The following is an 18,163-nucleotide window of genomic DNA, read 5'->3' as shown; positions in this document are numbered from 1 at the left end:
GGCGTGGGTGGCTGCGGTGCGGGGTCAGGCCTGGAGCTCGGCGAGCGCCTCGGGCAGCTCGTCGGGGTTCGGCGTCTGCGGGGTGCCGGCCAGGTCTGCGAGGCCCGCCGCGTCCGCGAGCTCCGTGAGGTAGCGCTGCGCGTCGAGGGCGGCAGAGCACCCCGATCCCGCCGCGGTGATCGCCTGGCGGTAGGTGTGGTCGACGGCGTCGCCGCACGCGAACACACCCTCGAGGTTGGTCGCGGTGGTGCGCCCGACGACCTGGATGTAGCCCTCGTCGTCCAGGTCGATCTGCCCCTTGACGAGCTCGGTGCGGGGCTCGTGACCGATCGCGACGAACAGGCCCGTGGCGGGGAGCTCGCGCTCCTCACCCGTGACGGTGTCGCGCAGCGTGACCGCCTCGACCTTCTTGTCGCCCTCGATCCCGGCGACCTCGCTGTTCCAGGCGAACTCGATCTTCGGGTCGTTGAGCGCGCGGTCGGCCATGATCTTCGACGCGCGCAGCTCGTCGCGACGGTGCACCAGCGTCACCTTCTCGGCGAAACGGGTGAGGAACGTGGCCTCCTCCATCGCCGAGTCGCCGCCGCCGACGACCGCGATGTGCTGGTCGCGGAAGAAGAAGCCGTCGCACGTCGCGCACCAGGACACGCCGCGGCCGGACAGGCGCTTCTCGTCGTCCAGGCCGAGCTCGCGGTACGCGGACCCGGTCGCGAGGATGACGGCGCGGGCGCGGTAGGTGTCGCCGTTGCCCGTCACGACGGTCTTGACCGGACCCTCGAGGTCGAGCAGCGTGGCGTCGTCCCACTCGATGCGCGCGCCGAAGCGCTCGGCCTGCTTCTGCATGTGGTCCATGAGCTCCGGGCCCATGATCCCGTCGGGGAAACCGGGGAAGTTCTCGACCTCGGTGGTGTTCATCAGCGCACCACCGGCGGTGACCGACCCCGCGAGCACCAGCGGGGCGAGGCCCGCGCGCGCCGCGTAGATCGCCGCGGTGTACCCGGCGGGACCGGACCCGACGATGATCAGGTTCTGGACGGCTGACTGCTCGGTCACGTGCTGCTCCTCGGATGCTCGATGCGTGGCGGCCGACCACGCGAGAGTGTGAACGCCGCCGGGGCGGCTTCTGTTCCACGGTACGGGGGTTCGCCGGTCGACGGGCGCTCGGCTCACCGTGAGCGCGATCCCACCGGCGCCCGTCCCGCAGCGTGGTGGTCCCCGGCGCCTCGACGCCCCGTCCGCCGCGACCCGGCGCGGACGCTCGGCGTCCCGTCCGGCGCCCGAGCGACCGGCCACGCCGGGCGTGTCGACGACGAGCACCGCACCGCGGGCACGGGCACGACGGCGGGCGAGGCCGCGGACCGTGGGGACCTGGCGGCGTCGGCCCCCGCGACGTCAGGAGACGAGGATCTCGTTGATCTCCGCGCGGTACTCGCCGGCCGGGTTCTGCGGCAGCTCGGTGAACCACAGGACGATGGACTCGGCCTCGACCGGCTGCTCGAACGTGAACGTCGCGCCGGGCGACAGCGGCCCGGACGCGAGCACGGTGCCCTCGGTCGGGGTGTCCGGGCTCGTCGCGCGGATCTCGACGTTGCCGCCGTTCGTCGCGGTGTCGATGACGATCGACGAGACGGGCGCCTTCTGCTCGAGGGTGACGGCGAAGCCGATCCCCGAGCGCAGCCCGGCGAAGTCCGCCGCGTTGTAGCGGCGGGAGATCCACGTCGTGTCCGGCTGCTGGTCGTAGGCCAGCGACGCGAGCTCGGGGTGCTCGCCGTCGTTGTTGCCGGCGGCGTCCCCCTCGGGGTCGAGGGCCGTGCCGGACGCGATCATCGGGCGGACCTCGGGCGCGGCCGGGGCCTCCTCCCCGCCGGAGCCGGTGCCCTCACCGCCCTCGGCCGGTGCCTCCGACCCGCCCGCGGTGGGCTCGTTCGTCTGCACGGCGGGCCCGAAGCCGTCGAACGCCGTGTTGACGGCCCACACGACACCGCCGACCACGAGGGCCAGGACGAGCACGAGGACGATCGGGGTCGCGTTGAACCGGCGCGGCCCGCGCCGCGACGGGACGGGCTCGCTCCACGCCGCCGCGGCGTCGGGACCGGCGGGCGGGGGCGGCGGGGACGCCGGGTCGTATGCCAGGGGAGCGGTTCCCGCGTCGTAGCCGACGGGCGGCGGTGGGACGGAGTACGCCGCGGCGGTCGGGGCGGGTGCGGGCGGCGGGACGGCGGCGGTGGCCCCGGTCGCGGCCCCGGCGGCGTAGGCCACCCCCGGGCCTGCGGACCCGGGCACCGCGCCGACGCGGTGGATGCGTCCGGTCGTCGGACGGCGGACCGGCGGGGCGGGCGGCGGCGTCCCGGGCGGCGCGCTGGCCGCGCCGTCGAACGCCGAGCGCACCGACTGACGGCTCACACCGGCGGCGGGCTGCACGAACGCGGGCAGCGCCGCGACGACGGAGACCTCACCCCAGGGCTCGACCGCACCGACGACGTCGGCGGGCGAGCGCGGCCCGTCGCCCAGGGGCGTCGCGGTCCACTCCTCGGCGGTGCCGTGGGTGCCGGCGAAGGTCTCGGTGCAGAGGTCGTCGAGCTCGGCCGGGACGTCGGGGCGGACGGCGGAGAGGGCGAGCACGCCCTCGCCCGCGCGCTGCGCGGGGAGCGGGTGGATGGCGTCCGCGGCGATCCAGGGGACGTCGAGGGACGGCCCGGCCCACCGGGCGGTCATCGCGTAGTAGAGGAGCGCGACGAGCCCGACGGCGTCCGCGCGGGAGGTCTGCTCGGCGTCGTGCTGCTCGTGGCCGGCGACGCCGGCGTCGAGACCGAGGCCGGTGACGAGCACGCGGCTGCCGTCGACGCGGACCGCGTCGGGGCGCAGCGCGAGGTGGTGGACACCGCGGCGGCGCGCGACCTCGAGGGCGGCGGCGGCCTCGCCGACGATCGCGCGCGCCTGCTGCGGGTCGACGATCCCGCCGGCGACGACCTCGCTCAACGTGATGCCCGTGTAGCGCTCGGTCACGACGTACGCGACGCCGTCCTCGGACCCGACGTCGAGGACGCGCGTGAGGCGGGGGTCGACGACGAGCGCGGCGCGCCGTGCGGAGTCGAGCGCCTCGGCGACGTGCGCGCCGGTGACGACCGAGAGCCGCACGGGCCGGTCGAGGATCTGGTCGTGCGCCGACCATGCCGTGACGTCCGACAGGTCGGACGCGAGCTGTTCGTCGAGCCGGTAGCGCGCGACGAGCAGCGTTCCTGGGGCCACGCCGTTCACCGGACCTCCTCCGTGTGGGACTCGTGGTCGAGACCCCATGGTACGCGGGCCCGGATTGCCCCCGTATCACCGGATCCGCGCACGTCAGACGTGTCGTGTCACCGTCGGACGAGGCGTCTGACGCGCCCCACGATCGGTCCCGCGAGCTGGTCGAGCTCCCGGACGCGCATGAGCTTGAGGCCGCCCGCGTAGACGAGGCCCATCACGGTGCCGGCGACCGCCACGACGACGACGGACTGCCACCACGAGAGCCCGTAGATCCCGTCGGCCGGATCGCCCGACAGCACCACGAAAGCCCGCAGCACGCCCCACCCGGCGACGGCGCTGACGAGTGCCGCGAGGCCGGCCTTGACGTGCAGGCGCAGGATCCGTGCGCCGTCGAGCCCGCGGAGGGTGCGCCGCAGGCCGACCGTGCGGAGCCCGACCGCCACGAGGTTGGACAGGCTCATCGCCAGGCCGATGCCCACGACCCACAGCTGCGGAGGGAGGAGCTGCGTGCCGAGCCACGACACGCCGACGAGCACGAGCGTGCCCGGCACCTGGATCCAGAAGACCGTGCGCCCGTCCTCGAACGCGTAGTAGACCCACTTCATGAGGACCATGCCGCCGAGCGGCACGAGCCCGAGCGCCATCGCGCGCAGCACCATGGACACGGCCTCGCCCGAGGCGGCGTCGACCGAGGGCACGAGCAGCTTGGTGACCGGCAGGGCGAGGACGACGAGGACCGCCGTCGCGAACACCGTGAACACGCCGACGGTGCGCACGCCGCGCGAGAGGTCGTGCCGCACGCGCGCGAGGTCGCCCGCGTGGGCGGCCGCGCTCATGCCCGTGAAGAGCGCCGTCGCGATGGAGACGGTCACGAGCGAGTGCGGGAGGAGGTAGATCATCAGGGCCTGCGTGTAGGCCGCGTTGCCCGCGACGGCGAGCGCGCCCGAGAAGGCGTCGGGGGCGCCCGTCACGAGCCCGGTGACGGCGCCCAGGGTCCCGGGGTCGTCGCGGTAGGCCCCGAACGTCTGGGCGAGCGCCGCACGGGGCGCCTCGCTCGCGAAGCGCGTCGTGAACAGGACGCCGACCTGCTCGAGGATGACCGCGGCGAACGTCCACAGGGCCACCTGGCCCGCGGACCGCAGGCCGATGCCGTGGAGGCCGAACCGCAGGTGCCAGCGGAAGCCCGCGCGCCACAGCGGGACGACGAGGATGAGCGCCTGGGCGGCGACGCCGAGCGTCGCGGTGCCCGCGAGCAGCGCGATCTTGGTCCCGTCCCACTGCGTGAGGTCGTCGACGTTCCCGGTCGCCGCCGGGCCGTACAGCGCGATGAACGCGGCGAACCCGGCGATCGACACGACGTTGTTCAGCACGGGCGCCCACATGAACGGGCCGAACTGGCCGCGTGCGTTGAGGACCTGACCGAGCAGGGTGTAGAGGCCGTAGAAGAAGAGCTGGGGCGTGCACCAGAAGGCGAACGCGACGGCGAGCGACGTCTGCGGTGCCGTCCAGCCCGGGCCGGTGTACAGCGCGACGAGGATGCTCGAACCGGCCGTGAGCAGCGCGGACAGCGCCAGGAGGATCACGCCCGAGAGCGTGAGCAGCTTGTCGAGCCGCTCCTGCGTGTTGCGGGCGCGGTAGGCCCGCACGATCTGCGGGACGAGGACGGCGTTGAGGACGCCGCCCGCGAGGATCGCGAAGAGGACGTTGGGGATCTTGTTCGCGACGTCGAACGCGTCCGCGACGAGGCCCGTCGTGCCGATCGCGGCGACCAGCAGGACGTTGCGCACCAGGCCCAGGCCGCGCGAGACGAACGTGCCCGACGCCATGAGCGCCGACGACCGGCCGAGCCCGCCCGTGCGCGGTGCAGGAGCCTCCGTCGCGCCGGCCTCCGCGGTCTCGTCGGGGGTGCCCGGCGCCGCCGGGTCGCCGGGGAGCGTGCCTGCGATCCGGGGGACGGCGTCGCGCGTCGTCCCGGGGCGCGGACCCCGCCCGGCACCTGCGGGGCGGACGTGCCGCGGCTGGTCCGGGCTCACTCGGGGCGCTCCGCGTCCGGGTGGCGCGGCCCGCCGGGCGCGACGTCGACCTGGCGGTCGGGCGCGCCGCCCTCTCCCGCCGCGACGGACGCGCGAGCGCTCGGCCCGGGCGCGCCGGCGTCTCCGGCGGACGGCTCCCGCGGCGACGGCTGGTCGAGCGTGGCCCCCGCCAGGCGACGGGGCGAGCGGCCACGACGCACGGTGCGCCAGATGCCGGCGAACAGGGCGATGACGAGCAGGACGGCGACCACCACCGTGCCGACCGACTCCCAGTCGGCCCGGACCCGGACGACGAACTGCTGCGGCTCCGCGACCCGCACCTGGGGCTGCGCGGCGCTGACGAGCTCGACCTCGACGGTGACGTTGCCGCTCCCGAAGCCCTCGACCGGCACCCCGACGCTCGCCTCGGTCGGGACGAGGTCGCCGTCCGCGTCGCGCGTCGCCGCCGGGATCGTCACCGTCGTGCGCTCCGGGGCCCGCAACCGGGGGTCGTCGGGCCGGAGCACGACCTGGACCGTCGCGTCCTGCGTGAGGGTGCTGCGCACCCGGACCGGCAGGTCCTCCTGCTCGGCGACGAAGAAGAACGACGAGCGCGTCTCCACCGAGAGCCCGCCCCGCACCGCGGCGGACCGCTGCTCGGCCTGCTGGACGGCGAGCGTGCGCGACGGCGGCGCCGCGCGGTAGGCGACGGCCGTCGGCGTGACGAACGCCGGCTCGAGCGGGCGCGTGAGCGCCGTCGGGTCGGCCGCGACCGTCGCGAACGTCGCGAGCTCCGCGCGCGACCGGTCGAGGGACCGGAGCTCGGCGGCACCGATCTCGCCCTCGCCCGGGGCGTCCTCCGGCAGCGCCGCGCGGTCGACGGCGGGCGGCTCGACCCCGAGGAGCTGGTCCACGGGCGCGAGGTCGACCCAGCCGGAGTCGCGCAACGCGTCGAGCCGCGCCGTGAACAGGCCGGGCTCGGGCTCCCACGACCGCGGCAGCGCCGCGAGGACGTGCCGCTGGTCGGCAGGGCGTTCACGGGCGATCACGGCCGTCTCGGCGAGCAGGCGCTGCGTGGCGGACACGCCGGAGCCGTCGCCGGCGGAGAGCAGCGCCGTGAGCACCGGGTCGGCGACGACCGCCGTGACCGGCCCCGCGGCCGTCGTGACCGTGGCGACGCCCGACGGCGTGTAGGTGAGCGAGTCGTCCGGCGCGAGGCCGCCCGGGCCGACGACCGTCGCGGTCGCCCCCGACGCGGCGGCGAGCGTCGTGGTCGCGAGGTCGGGCACGGCGTCGGCCGGCCAGGCGAGGTCGGTGCGCCACCCGCTCGTCGGGTCCGAGGGGGTCGAGGCCGCCGTGCCGGTGCCGGCGTCCGCGGCGCCGGTGGTGCCGTCCGTCGTGGTGCCCGACGCCGGGTCGGACGAGGAGCCCGACGACGGCAGCGGCGTCCCTTCGGGCAGCGCGAGGCCCGCGTGCGCGAAGGCCGCGACGTCCGGGTCGTAGGCGCGCAGCGCGAACGTGGAGCGTCCGGCGGTCGCCCCGCTCACCGCGTCCCCCCAGGCGTTCACGGCCGGGTCCGCCGCCACGGCGGCCGCCGCGAGCAGCGCCGGGTCCGCGACCCAGCCCACCTCGGGCCGTTCGCCCGTCGCGGCGAGCAGGCGGCCGAGCCGCCCGTCGCTCGCCACCGCCGCCGAGAGCGCGTCGTCGTACGCGACCGGGTCCGGGTCCACCGGGGGTCCCGTCAGCGCCGCGACCACGCTCAGCCGGACGGGCGACACCTCGCTCGCGGGTGCGCGGAGGACGAAAGTGCGCTGCGCGGCCAGGCGCGCGCCGCCGTCGGACACGGCGACCGCCACGCCGCGCGGGCCCCAGTCGTTGCCCGCGCCGAGGCCGAGCTCGGCGGCCGTCGCCGAGAGCGTCACGTCGGCGCTCTGGCCCGGCGCGAGCGGTCGCCCGACGTCCTCGGAGGCGACGGTGGCGCCGACACGCCCGTCGAGACCGGTCGTCGTCCAGCTCTCGAGCGCGGACCGCGTGCGCAGCGCGCGGCGGTCGACGCCGAGGGTCACCGCGGGGGAGCCGAGCGTCTGCTCCGTCCCGTTCGTCACCCGCGCCGTGACGGTGAGGGTGCCGTCCGGCGCGAGGACGGTCGGTGCGAACGACGTGAGCTCGAGCGTCACCGCGTCCTCGCCCTCGGGGACCGTGTCCGCCGCGGCGGGCGGGGCCGCCGTCGTGCCGCCGAGCAGGAGGCCGGCCGCGACGACCAGCGTCAGGAGCAGGGCGACGAGCAGCCGTGCGGACGGACCGCGGAGCGAGACCGGCGCGGCGCCGGGAGGGCGCGCACCGCTGCGGGAGGAGGGCGTCATGAGTGGTCGGTCGAGCTCCGTGGGGCGGGCGGTGCCGGGCCGCCGCGGCCGTCGTGCGGGTGGCCGTGCGGGCGGACGATCGTCCGGGTCACCCTACTCTCGACCACCCCGTGGAACCGCGTGCGCCGACCCTCGAGAACGCCCTGCGCGACGACGGCGATGCGCCGCTCGTTCGGGTACGCGAGGCGCGCCGGGAGGTCCGCGACCGGGATCCAGGCGACGTCCTCCGCCTCGCCGTCCGGGTCGCCCTCGACCGTGAGGTACCCGCCCGTCGCGCGGAGCAGGAAGTGGTGGACGACCTTGTGGACGCGCCGGTCGTCGCCCGTGAACCAGTAGTCGATGACGCCGAGGGGTTCCTGCACCGCGCCGCGGATGCCCGTCTCCTCCGCGATCTCGCGGACGGCCGCCTGCTCCGGCGTCTCGTCGCCCTCGAGGTGGCCCTTCGGCAGGCACCACTCCAGGCGGCCGCCGCGGTTGCGCCGCGCGATGATCGCCGCGCACGGCTCGCCGCCGGCGAGCGTGATGACGAGACCGCCCGCCGACACCTCGTCCACGACCGGGAGCGGCGCGGGCGCGGGGCCCGGTCGTGAGCGCGGGTCGATGCGGAGGGCGTGACCGCCCGGCGGGGCCGGGACGGGGGCGGGCTGCCCACGGCCGTCGCCACGCCCGCCCGCCGGATCCCTCCGGGGGTCGTCGGCGTGCGCGGGGGTGGACATGGATTCAACTTTACCGAGTGGGCACCCACCTCCCCGGGACCGGCTCCCCGGCGCGGGCGCGGCATCTGGCAGGCTTGGGTGTCGTGCCCCAGCCTTCGTCCTCCTCGCCGTCGCCCCAGCCGACACCGCCCGCGACGCCGCACGCGCTCGAGCTGCAGCGCCGGGCCCTCGCGGTGCTCACCGAGATGGCGCCTGCGGCGATCGAGCTGGGCGAGGCGTTCCGTGCCGCGGGCCACGAGCTCGCTCTCGTCGGGGGACCGGTCCGCGACGCGTTCCTCGGGCGGGCGAGCAACGACCTCGACTTCGCCACCTCCGCGTCGCCCGACGAGACCGAGGCGATCCTGGCGCGCTGGGGCGACGCGCACTGGGACATCGGCAAGGAGTTCGGCACGATCGGCGCGAAGCGCTTCGGGCGCGGCGGGCCGGGGGACGACCTCGTCGTCGAGGTGACGACGTACCGGACGGACGAGTACGACCCGACGTCGCGCAAGCCCGTCGTCGCGTTCGGCGACACGCTCGAGGGTGACCTGTCGCGCCGCGACTTCACCGTCAACGCGATGGCCGTGCGGGTGCCCGACATGACGTTCGTGGACCCGTTCGACGGCCTGGGCGACCTCGCCCGCCGCGTCCTGCGCACCCCGATCGCCCCCGAGCGGTCGTTCGACGACGACCCGCTCCGCATGATGCGCGCGGCGCGCTTCGCCGCGCAGCTCGAGTTCGACGTCGACGGCGGCACGCTCGCCGCGCTCGTCCTCATGACCGAGCGCATCGAGATCGTCTCCGCGGAGCGCGTGCGCGACGAGCTGTCGAAGCTGCTGTGCGGCGCTGCGCCGCGGCGTGGGCTGGAGGTGCTCGTCGACACGGGCCTCGCCGACCACGTGCTGCCCGAGCTGCCCGCGCTCAAGCTCGAGATCGACGAGCACCACCGGCACAAGGACGTGTACGAGCACTCGCTCACCGTCCTCGACCAGGCGATCGCGCAGGAGACCGGGCCCGACGGCGCCGTCCCCGCGCCCGACCTCGTGCTCCGCCTCGCGGCGCTCCTGCACGACGTCGGCAAGCCGCCCACGCGTCGGTTCGAGGCCGGGGGCGGCGTGAGCTTCCACCACCACGAGGTCGTGGGGGCCAAGATGGTCGCCAAGCGCCTCAAGGCCCTGCGGTACGACAAGCAGGTGGTCAAGGACGTCGCGCGCCTCGTCGAGCTGCACCTGCGTTTCCACGGCTACGGCGACGGCGCGTGGACCGACTCGGCGGTGCGCCGCTACGTGACCGACGCCGGCCCGCTGCTCGAGCGCCTGCACCGCCTCACGCGCGCCGACTGCACGACCCGCAACCGGCGCAAGGCGCAGCGGCTCCGCGAGTCGTACGACGACCTGGAGCGGCGCATCGCCGAGCTCCAGGCGAAGGAGCAGCTCGACGCCGTCCGGCCCGACCTCGACGGGCAGCAGATCATGGAGATCCTCGGGATCCGCCCCGGGCCCGTGGTGGGCAAGGCGTACAAGCACCTCCTGGAGCTGCGCCTCGACCGCGGGCCGGTCGACGAGGAGACGGCGCGCGCCGACCTCCTGCGGTGGTGGGCCGAGCAGCCGGAGTCGTCGGCGTCCTGAGCGTGGCCCGCCCGCGTGCGCGCGGGCGAGCGCTCGGGGGCGAGAAGGAGCGGAAACAGCGCAGGGGTGCCGCTCTCGGGCTGAGAGCGGCACCCCTTCGTGCTCAAGCGCGCGACGTCGTGCCGGACGCCTCAGACGTCGTCGGTGGCCAGGGCGGCCTCGACCTTCACGTCCTCGGTGCGGGCGCCCTCGACCGGGGCGTCCTGCGTCCCAGGCTGATCCGGGCCGTGGCCGTGCGCCGGCGGCGCGCTGCGGCGCAGGAGGAACGACAGGCCGACGGCGACGAGCATGACCGCCGTGCCCCAGACGAACGCGTCGCCGACGCCCTCGGCCAGCGCGACCTGGGGCGACGCCCCCGCCTCGCCGTAGGCGATCGAGCGTGACGTCATGACCGCGACGAACATCGCGGTCCCGGCGGCGCCCGCGAGCTGCTGCACCGTGCCGATCGACGCCGAGCCGTGCGAGTACTGGTGCGGCTCGAGCGACGAGAGCGCGGACGTGAACAGCGGCGTGAACATGAACGCGAGACCGAGGCTCAGCGTGACGTGCAGGGCCAGGACGAACCACGGCGACGAGTCCGCGTGGATCGTCGTGAAGGCCGCGAGGGCGACCGCGACGACGCTCACGCCCGGGATGACGAGCGGGCGCGGCCCCACCCGGTCGTAGAGCCGGCCGACGGTCGGGCCGAGCAGACCCATGAGGAGCCCGCCCGGGAGCACGATGAGCCCGGTCGCGAGCGGCTCGAGGCCCATCGCGTCCTGGAGGAACAGCGGCAGGAGGATGAGCGAGCCGAACATCGCGACCATGCCGACGGCCATGATGCCGAGCGGCACGCTGAACCCGCGGTGCGTGAACACGCGCAGGTCGAGCAGCGCGCGGTCCTCGCGCTGGAGGACGATCTGCCGCCACGCGAACGCGGCGAGCGCGAGGACGCCGAGCGCGAGCGGCACCGCGGGCGGGACGACCGGCGTGTGACGCGCGGCCTCGCCGATGCTCGACAGCCCGTAGACGAGCCCGCCGAACGCGAACGCCGCGAGGACGAGGGAGGACGGGTCGAGGCGCGAGTGCGTACGGTCCGCGACGTCCCGGATGTACAGGAAGCCCAGGACGAGGGCGACGAGACCGATGGGCAGCACGATGCCGAAGACCCAACGCCAGCTCAGCGAGTTGAGGATGAGCCCGGAGAGCGACGGGCCGAGCGCGGGCGCTGCGGCCATGACGATCGAGATGTTGCCCATGACCTTGCCGCGGATGGCCGGCGGCACGAGCGTCATGATCGTCGTCATGAGCAGCGGCATCATGATGGCGGTGCCCGACGCCTGGACGACGCGCCCGACGAGCAGCCACGCGAAGCCGGGGGAGAGCGCGGCGAGCAGCGTGCCCGCGCTGAACAGCGACATCGCGAGCAGGTACGCGCCGCGCGTCCCGAGCCGCTGGAGCAGGAACCCGGTCGCCGGGATGACGACGGCCATGGTCAGCATGAACGCCGTCGTGAGCCACTGGCCCGTGCTCGCGGTGATCCCCAGGTCCGCCATGAGCGGTGCGAGCGCCACGCTCATCGTGGTCTCGTTGAGGATCACGACGAACGCCGAGCCGAGCAGCAGCGCGATGACGAGGAAGTCCGCCCGGGGCAGGCGGTCGACGGCGGCCGAGGTGTCGTGGGTGGGGGAGGCTGTCACGGTGTGTCTCCGCTCGCGTCGGTGGCGGCCCGGGCGCAGGGTCGGACCCGGTCGGGGGGCAGGGTGCGCTGCGGGGCAGCGCGACGGTCGCGTGCGGGGGCACGCGACGACGGTGTCGGTTCGGTCGGCGGGGCCACGAGCAGGGTGACGCGACCTGGGACGGCCCGCGCGGCGCTCGCCGCAAGATCCGTACCCTGTACGACCATTCACCATCCTGCGTTATTCCCACCGACCGTGACGACCTCTTTTCCGCCCCGGACTCATCGGTACGCGGACGGCAGAAGGAGGTCCGCGCGCGTCGCGCGGGCGGTCGAGGGGGAGGGGCGCGTCAGGCGGGGGACGTGCGCGGGGAGGCCCCGGCGTCGGGCACGACGTCGCCGCCCGGCTCGGACGGCGTGCGCGCGCCCCGCGTCCACAGGACCAGCGCGGCGACGCAGTACGCCACCGCCAGCGCGACGAAGACACCGCGCGACCAGCCCGTGTCGGGGAGCGTGAAGGCGGCGAGGGCCGCCGCGCCCACGAACGCCGCGTTGTACAGCACGTCGTAGAAGGCGAACGCGCGGCCGCGGAACTCGTCGTCCGTGTCGCGCTGGACGATGGTGTCCACCGCGATCTTCGTGCCCTGGGCAGCCAGGCCGAGCAGCGTCGCCCCCGTGAACACGACCGCGCGCGACGGCGTCGTCACCAGCAGGAGCTGGCTCGCCGCCGCGAGCAGCAGCATGATCGCGATCCACACCTGCGGGCCGGTGCGGCGCGACAGGAACGGGGTGATGACCGCCGCCGCGGCGCCCCCCACGCCGGTGAGCCCCACGACGAGCCCGAACGTCACGAATCCCGCGTCCTGGTCGCCGGGGCTCAGGAGGTTGCGCGCGATGAGGATCGACGCGATGAACACCACGCCGTAGAGGAAGCGGTGCGTCGCCATCGCGAGCAGCGCCTGCCCGGGCGTGCGGCGCGCGACGAGGTACCGGGCGCCGTCGGCCAGACCGCGCGCGACCCGCGCGATCTCGGAGCTGATCGCGGACTCCGCCGGGCGCTCCGGGCCGAGCTGCGTGCGCCCGAGGCGCAGCGCGAGGAGGGACGCGACGCCGAACACGAGCGCCGCGCACACGAGCGCCGACGAGTCCTTGACCCGGCCCGGCTCGAACGCCAGCCCGAGCACGACGCCGATCCCGCCCCCGACGAACGCCGCTCCCGCGCCGAGCGTCGGAGTGAGGGAGTTCGCCGTGAGGAGCAGCGGCCCGTCGACGACGCGCGGCAGGCCCGCAGAGAGCCCCGCGAGCAGGAAACGGTTCACCGACAGCGCGGCCAGGCCCAGCGCGTAGATCCAGCCGTTCACCCCGCCCGACAGCATGAGCACCGCCATGCCCAGCGTGATGACGACGCGCACCGCGTTGCCCCACGCGAGGACCTGACGGCGCTGCCAGCGGTCGAGGAACACCCCGGCGAACGGGCCGACGATCGTGAACGGCGCGAGCATCACCGCGAACGCGCCCGCGATGGCCGCCGCCGTGCCCTGCGACTCGGGGGAGAAGAACAGGAGCGACGCCAGGCCGACCTGGAACATGCCGTCCCCGGCCTGCGACACGAGCCGCACGGCGAACAGCTTGCGGAAGCCGTCCAGACGCAGCAGCGCCCGCAGCTCGGAGATCACACCCACGCGGTCACCCTACGTTCGTCGTCGTGCGGTCGGACATGCGGTTGTCCCCCGTGCCGCGTCGTGCGGGGTCGGGGGCCCGGGTCGCGCTGGGAGGTCGGGCGGGGAGGCGCGCCTCGGGCGTGCCCGCGGCCGACGGCGAACCGTTGCCGGGCGAGGTAGAGCCCTGGTCATCCGGCGGGACGACCAGGGCTCTACCGCTGCCTACTCAGAGCTCAGCGCTCGACCTCACCGGCGATGAAGGCCTCGAGCTGCGCACGGCCCTTCGTGTCCTCCATCTGGACCGGCGGGGACTTCATGAAGTACGTCGAGGCCGAGAGGATCGGGCCGCCGACGCCGCGGTCCTTGGCGATCTTCGCGGCGCGGACGGCGTCGATGATGATGCCGGCGGAGTTGGGGGAGTCCCACACCTCGAGCTTGTACTCCAGGTTCAGCGGGACCTCGCCGAACGCACGGCCCTCGAGGCGCACGTACGCCCACTTGCGGTCGTCGAGCCACGCGACGTAGTCCGACGGGCCGATGTGGACGTTGCGGTCCTCCTTCTTGCCGCCGAGCGGGCCCTCGAGGTTCGAGGTCACGGCCTGCGTCTTGGAGATCTTCTTGGACTCCAGGCGCTCGCGCTCGAGCATGTTCTTGAAGTCCATGTTGCCGCCGACGTTGAGCTGGTACGTGCGGTCCAGGACGACGCCGCGGTCCTCGAAGAGCTTGGCGAGCACGCGGTGCGTGATCGTCGCGCCGACCTGCGACTTGATGTCGTCGCCGACGATCGGGACGCCGGCCTCCTCGAACTTCGCGGCCCACTCCGGGTCGGACGCGATGAAGACGGGGAGCGCGTTGACGAACGCCACGCCGGCGTCGATCGCGGCCTGCGCGTAGAACTTCGCGGCCTGCTCCGAGCCCACGGGGAGGTAGCAGACGAGCACGTCGACCTGCGCCTCGCGCAGCGCGGCGACGACGTCGACCGGCTCCGCGTCCGACTCCTCGATCGTCTGCGCGTAGTACTTGCCGACGCCGTCGAGGGTCGGGCCGCGCTGGACGGTCACGCCGAGCGGCGGGACGTCCGCGATCTTGATCGTGTTGTTCTCGGAGGCGTTGATGGCCTCCGAGAGGTCGAAGCCGACCTTCTTCGCGTCGACGTCGAACGCCGCCACGAACTCCAGGCTCGACACGTGGTAGTCGCCGAACTGGACGTGCATGAGGCCCGGGACGGTGCTGCTCGGGTCGGCGTCACGGTAGAAGTGCACGCCCTGGACGAGGGACGATGCGCAGTTGCCTACGCCGACGATGGCGACGCGGATGGAGGTCATCCTCGCTCCTTGGTGTTCGTTGTTCCAGGGTCCTCGGGACGCCTCGCGCCGTCGGGCTCCTGCTCGGATGGTTCCGCAGGATGCGGGGTGCTGCTGGACCGCGCGCGGGCGGCGCCCCGGGCGTGCCCGGAGCTCCTGTCGCGCTCGGTGGTGATGAGACCGTCGAGCCAGCGCACCTCGCGCTCGACCTGCTCGAGTCCGTGACGTTGCAGCTCGAGCGTGTACTCGTCGAGCCGCTCGCGCGTGCGAGCCGCGGACTCCCTGACCGCCTCCAGCCTCTCGGTGAGCCGGGTGCGCCGGCCCTCGAGGATGCGGATGCGGGTCTCGGCGTCGGTCTGCGCGAAGAACGCGAACCGGACGTCGAAGCTCTCGTCCTCCCACGCCGCCGGCCCGGAGGAGGCCAGGACGGTCTGGAGGTGCTCCTTGCCCTCGGCCGTCAGCTCGTAGACGATCCGCGCGCGCTTGCCCGAGAGGGCGGGCGCGAGGGTCGACTGCGCGGCCGACTGCTCCGTGCCGGTGATGAGCCCGCGGGCCACCAACGACTTGAGGGCGGGGTACAGCGAGCCGTAGGAGAGCACGCGGAAGGATCCGAGCATGATGTTGAGCCGCTTGCGCAGCTCGTACCCGTGCAGCGGCGCCTCCTTGAGGAGCCCCAGGATCGCGGTCTCGAGCACAGGCGTCTTGCTCCGCACGATCCCACCTCCTGACGCTCCTCGGCGTGCCCCCGGTGGGGCTCGCTGGGATCTGGTTCGACCCGATGTATCGAGTCGATACATCGACAGGTTAGGTCGTCCCGATGTGTCGTGCAATCCCGACCGGACTGTGACACGCGTCGCCGGGCATGTGAAGAACCCGCGGAGGCGGCGGGACGCCCGGGCGAATCAATGGCGGACGATCCCGCTCACGGTGCGCTGAACCCTTGTCGGGACAGGGTGACGCCCTATTGTTCAGGGTGGTCCGGCGTGCGCCGACCTCGTGCCCGACGGCGGCCCGCCCCCGAGGCAGGGCCCGTCCCGTCGGTCAGGTGGTCCCCGCACGGCGGTCCACGGGCAGGCCCGCGGTCGACGCGAGCCGGCTCCTCGATGCCCCCCAGAGGAAGGTAGACCGTGGCGCGATCCACGAGGACGAACGGACGGACGACCCCGCGCGGGCGCCGTCGGTTCTTCAACTACCCACGCTCGCACGTCAAGGGCGTCCGTCGCTGGCTGCCGTCGTGGCGCGTGGTCGTCGGGACCATGCTGACGGGCATCGCGCTCGTCGCCGGCGTCGGCGTCGCCGCGTGGTTCACGACCGAGGTCCCGACGAAGCTGCCCAGCGTGGGCGCCCAGACGTCGACCGTCTACTGGGGCGACGGCACCACCGAGATGGGCAAGTACGCGGTCGAGGACCGCGAGATCGTCGACTACGCGACGCTGCCGCCGTACGTCGGCAACGCGGTCGTCGCGTCCGAGGACCGCACGTTCTGGACGAACTCCGGTGTCGACGTCAAGGGCATCGCGCGCGCCTTCTACAACAACATCAAGGGTGGCGGTCGTCAGGGCGCGTCCACGCTGACGCAGCAGTACGTCGAGCGGTACTACACGAACACCGTGACCGACTACGCGGGCAAGGCGCGCGAGGCGATCCTCGCCGTCAAGATCACCCAGGAGCAGGACAAGTCCGAGATCCTCGGCAACTACCTCAACACCATCTACTTCGGCCGTGGCGCCTACGGCATCCAGGCGGCCGCGCAGAAGTACTACGGCGTGAACGCCGCCGACCTCACCGTGTCGCAGGCGGCGATGATCGCCGGCATCATCCCCAGCCCCACCAACTGGGACCCGGCCGTCAACCACGCCCAGGCCGAGGAGCGGTGGCAGCGGACGCTGCGGAACATGGAGGAGGACGGCCACATCACCGCCGCCGAGCGCCAGGCGGCGGTGGACGCGGGCTTCCCCGAGGCGGTCGAGTACGTGAAGTCCCAGAAGTACGAGGGCCCCACGGGCTACCTCCTCGCCATGGTGGAGAAGGAGCTGGCCGGCGAGGGGATCGGCATCAGCGAGGACGCCCTCACGAGCAAGGGCTACAAGGTCACGACGACGATCGACCCGGCCATGCAGCAGGCGGCCGTCGCGACGGCGGACTCGCTCCCTCAGGAGGGCCGCGACGAGAACCCGGTCTCCCCGAACCTCCGGACCGCGATCGTCTCCGTCGACCCCAACGACGGGTCGATCCGCGCCCTCTACGGCGGCAAGAACTTCCTCGAGAACCAGTACAACAGCGCGACTCCCGGCGCGGCGCAGGGTGGCTCGACGTTCAAGCCGTTCACGCTCATCGCGGGCCTGGAGAACGGGCACACGCTCGACGAGCGCTTCGACGGCAACTCGCCCAAGACCTTCCCCGGCGCCAACAACGGCGAGGACTGGAAGGTCCGCAACTTCAGCGACCACGACTGGGGGAACGTCGACCTCACCGAGGCGACCGCGCAGTCGGTGAACACCGCCTACGCCGAGCTCAACCTCGAGGTCGGGCCGGAGAAGACCGCCGACGTCGCGGCGCGCCTGGGCATCAAGGCCGACGTCGGGTCGAACCTGGCGAACGTGCTCGGTGACGCGACGGTGACGCCGCTCGAGCTGACCAACGCCTACGCGACCATCGCGGCCCAGGGCATGAAGGCGACCCCGCACATCGTGGCCTCCGTGACCGACTCCCGCGGCAACCTCGTCTACGAGGCGCCGGGGGCCGACAAGCGGACGCAGGAGTTCGACCCCGAGGTGATGGCAGCGGCGACGTACGCGCTCTCCCAGGTCGTCGAGACGGGTTCGGGCAAGCCCGCGCAGGCGATCGGTCGTCCCGCGGCAGGCAAGACCGGTACGTCGACGGACAACAAGTCCGCGTGGTTCGCCGGCTTCACCCCCGGTCTCGCGACGGTCGTGGGCCTCTACCAGTCCGGGCCCGAGGGCGAGCAGGAGCAGATCACGCCGTTCGGCAAGTGGGTCAACAGCGAGATCACCGGTGGCTCGTGGCCGGTCGAGGCCTGGACGTCGTACATGCAGACCGCTACGGCGAACCTGCCCGCGGGGGAGTTCCCGGCATACACCCCGCCCAAGCCGAAGCCGACGGAGACGCCGACCGAGACCCCGACGGAGACGCCGTCCGAGGAGCCGACGCCGGAGGAGACCGAGGAGCCGCAGCAGCCGGAGAACGTGGCCGTGCCGTCCGTCGTCGGCATGGAGGCGCGTGCCGCGCGGGCCCAGCTCGAGGGCGCGGGGCTCAAGGTGCGGATCACCGAGGAGTTCTCCGACCAGCAGCCCCGGGGGTACGTCATCAGCCAGTCCTCGATGGACCAGGTCCCGCCGGGCTCCACCATCGCGCTCGTCGTCTCCAAGGGCACCGACCCGGGCCAGCAGCCGCCGCCCGAGACGCCCGACCCGGAGGACCCGGACCCGTCGCCCACGGAGACCGGGAACCCGGGCGGCGGAGGCAACGCCGGCGGGGGTGGCGGCAACGCCGGCGGCATCATCCCGGGCAGAGGCTGACCCGCCGGTCGGCCGCAGATTTCCGGGCGCCCGCGCCGAGCGGGTACCCTGGGGAGCT

The 18,163-nt window shown here is 73.9% G+C and carries 10 protein-coding genes and 1 pseudogene; 2 read left to right on the top strand and 9 right to left on the bottom strand.

The window, feature by feature from the left end; genetic code table 11:
* Positions 1-24: 24 nt before the first annotated feature.
* From trxB to ABIE39_RS14465, 5 genes and pseudogenes are all read right to left on the bottom strand, one after another.
* Positions 25-1,053 carry a thioredoxin-disulfide reductase gene (gene trxB, locus ABIE39_RS14485; RefSeq protein WP_354052304.1) on the bottom strand — a complete coding sequence of 343 codons (1,029 nt, stop codon included), beginning with the start codon at positions 1,051-1,053 and terminating at the stop codon, positions 25-27.
* Between the two features lie 339 nt (positions 1,054-1,392).
* Positions 1,393-3,249, bottom strand: coding sequence for a protein kinase family protein (locus ABIE39_RS14480; RefSeq protein WP_354052302.1), 1,857 nt, complete (start codon positions 3,247-3,249; stop codon positions 1,393-1,395).
* Between the two features lie 107 nt (positions 3,250-3,356).
* Positions 3,357-5,279: a murein biosynthesis integral membrane protein MurJ gene (gene murJ, locus ABIE39_RS14475; protein WP_354052300.1), complete on the bottom strand. Its 1,923-nt coding sequence runs from the start codon at positions 5,277-5,279 to the stop codon at positions 3,357-3,359.
* Complete coding sequence (locus tag ABIE39_RS14470; RefSeq protein WP_354052298.1) at positions 5,276-7,621, bottom strand: DUF6049 family protein; 2,346 nt, start codon at positions 7,619-7,621, stop codon at positions 5,276-5,278. Before ABIE39_RS14470 ends, murJ begins: the two co-directional genes overlap by 4 nt.
* Positions 7,622-7,749: 128 nt before the next feature.
* A pseudogene (locus tag ABIE39_RS14465) lies at positions 7,750-8,337 on the bottom strand (NUDIX hydrolase); the annotation flags it as partial.
* A 152-nt stretch (positions 8,338-8,489) separates the two neighbouring features.
* Between ABIE39_RS14465 and ABIE39_RS14460 the strand changes: the two are divergent.
* A complete protein-coding gene (locus ABIE39_RS14460) occupies positions 8,490-9,944 on the top strand; it encodes a CCA tRNA nucleotidyltransferase (protein WP_354052354.1) in 1,455 nt (484 codons plus the stop codon).
* Positions 9,945-10,075: 131 nt separating this feature from the next.
* Here ABIE39_RS14460 and ABIE39_RS14455 read toward each other — a convergent pair whose 3' ends face one another.
* From ABIE39_RS14455 to ABIE39_RS14440, 4 genes are all read right to left on the bottom strand, one after another.
* Positions 10,076-11,623, bottom strand: a complete 1,548-nt coding sequence (locus ABIE39_RS14455) for an MDR family MFS transporter (protein WP_354052297.1) — start codon at positions 11,621-11,623, stop codon at positions 10,076-10,078.
* Between the two features lie 328 nt (positions 11,624-11,951).
* The gene (locus ABIE39_RS14450; RefSeq protein ID WP_209829361.1) at positions 11,952-13,283 is read right to left on the bottom strand and encodes an MFS transporter; all 1,332 of its coding nucleotides are present in this window, start codon (positions 13,281-13,283) and stop codon (positions 11,952-11,954) included.
* 212 nt (positions 13,284-13,495) lie between these two features.
* Entirely contained in the window at positions 13,496-14,587 is a 1,092-nt protein-coding gene (locus ABIE39_RS14445; RefSeq protein WP_021482832.1) for an inositol-3-phosphate synthase, read from the bottom strand.
* On the bottom strand, positions 14,584-15,279 hold the full coding sequence (locus tag ABIE39_RS14440; RefSeq protein ID WP_021482833.1) for a PadR family transcriptional regulator: 696 nt from the start codon (positions 15,277-15,279) through the stop codon (positions 14,584-14,586). The genes ABIE39_RS14445 and ABIE39_RS14440 overlap by 4 nt, the downstream gene beginning before the upstream one ends.
* A 414-nt stretch (positions 15,280-15,693) precedes the next feature.
* Between ABIE39_RS14440 and ABIE39_RS14435 the strand changes: the two genes are divergently transcribed.
* On the top strand, positions 15,694-18,105 hold the full coding sequence (locus ABIE39_RS14435; protein ID WP_209829360.1) for a transglycosylase domain-containing protein: 2,412 nt from the start codon (positions 15,694-15,696) through the stop codon (positions 18,103-18,105).
* Positions 18,106-18,163: the final 58 nt, after the last annotated feature.

This window comes from Cellulosimicrobium sp. 4261 (assembly GCF_040546915.1).
GTDB lineage: Bacteria > Actinomycetota > Actinomycetes > Actinomycetales > Cellulomonadaceae > Cellulosimicrobium > Cellulosimicrobium cinnabarinum.
This window is presented reverse-complemented; position numbering and strand designations above follow the sequence as displayed.

Excerpts from the sequence above, each read along its gene's own strand:
- ABIE39_RS14445 (WP_021482832.1), bottom strand. The coding sequence starts at position 14,587 with ATGACCTCCATCCGCGTCGCCATCGTCGGCGTAGGCAACTGCGCATCG.
- ABIE39_RS14470 (WP_354052298.1), bottom strand. The coding sequence starts at position 7,621 with ATGACGCCCTCCTCCCGCAGCGGTGCGCGCCCTCCCGGCGCCGCGCCG.